Genomic DNA, 1,266 nt, shown 5'->3' on the forward strand with positions numbered 1-1,266 from the left:
TCAGACGAGCAGTGGTCAGTGCTGGAGCCGTTGTTGCCAGTCGCGGCGCTGGGCAGGCCACCGTTGGGCCGGAGGAGGCTGATCGACGGGATCCGGTGGCGGGTGCGGACCGGTGCTCCGTGGAGGGATCTTCCGTCGGAGTACGGGCCGTGGCAGACCGTCTACGGGCTCTTCCGCCGCTGGCAGCGCGACGGCACCTGGCCCGAGTTGCTGACCGGGCTACAGGCCCGGGCGGACGCGGCCGGGCTGATCACGTGGGAGGTCAACGTCGACTCCACGATCTGCCGGGCCCACCAACACGCCGCAGGTGCCCGCCGCGACGGACACGCCCAGAACGAGCCGCCGGGCGGCATCGATGTCGAGCCCGACGACCACGGCCTGGGCCGGTCCCGCGGAGGCTTCACCACGAAGATCCACTTGGCCTGCGAGCAGGGCCAGCGTCCGCTGGCCCTGTTGGTCACCGCAGGCCAGCGTGGTGACAGCCCCCGGTTCGCGGCCGTCCTGGAAGGCATCCGGGTGCCTCGCATCGGGCCAGGCCGTCCTCGTGTCCGCCCGCTGCGGGTGCGGGGCGACAAGGCGTATTCCTCCCGTGCCAACAGGGTCTACCTGCGAAAACGGGGAATCCGGTGCACTATCCCGGAGCCGGCCGACCAGGCCGCCAACCGCAAACGGCGAGGGAAGGCCGGCGGGCGGCCTCCCGCCTTCGACCGTGAGGACTACAAGGCCCGGCACGCGGTCGAGTGCGGGATCAACCGGCTCAAGCGCAACCGGGCGGTGGCCACGCGGTTCGACAAACTCGCAGTCCGCTTCGAAGCCACTGTCCTGATCGCCGCGATCGGCGAATGGCTATGACACGCCAGCCCCGTCGTTCCGGCATGCCATGCTGGCCGCGACCGGGACGAACTGGGTGAGGGAGAGGCAACGATGGGGGCTCAGTACTACGGCGCCGACAGCGAGAACGGCGATCGCATCGACGACCCCTCCGAGGACGCGCTGTTCATGATGATCAGCGACCTCAACGACTCCGACAACACCTTCGTGGTCGTCCAGCCCGACGAGGACGACCCCGTCTGGTTCACCTCAGTGGCCGTCCTGGACGCAGGCGGCTACGAGGTTGTCCGCCGTGACGCCTCCCGCAACGAGCACGACGTCACCACGGCGACCAGCATCAACGACATCGCCCGCGACCTCACCATCTGGATGGCCGCCCGCAACTTTCCCGGACGGCCAACCAGGCAGGTCACCGACTTCTAAAACACGGCCTAG

2 protein-coding genes are annotated in these 1,266 nt (G+C 69.1%); both read left to right on the forward strand.

Features of this window, described 5'->3' with window-relative positions:
• The coding region (locus QJS33_RS31230) for an IS5 family transposase (RefSeq protein ID WP_306371667.1) at window positions 1-852 on the forward strand (852 nt) is incomplete at its 5' end.
• Between the two features lie 72 nt (window positions 853-924).
• Window positions 925-1,254: a hypothetical protein gene (locus QJS33_RS31235; RefSeq protein ID WP_306371668.1), complete on the forward strand. Its 330-nt coding sequence runs from the start codon at window positions 925-927 to the stop codon at window positions 1,252-1,254.
• The last annotated feature ends 12 nt before the right edge of the window (window positions 1,255-1,266 follow it).

Origin of the sequence: Nocardiopsis sp. CC223A (assembly GCF_030766825.1) — a bacterium.
Classification (GTDB): domain Bacteria; phylum Actinomycetota; class Actinomycetes; order Streptosporangiales; family Streptosporangiaceae; genus Nocardiopsis.

Bases quoted from the DNA above. Each gene is read 5' to 3' on its own strand.
- QJS33_RS31235 (WP_306371668.1), top strand. From the start codon at position 925: ATGGGGGCTCAGTACTACGGCGCCGACAGCGAGAACGGCGATCGCATC.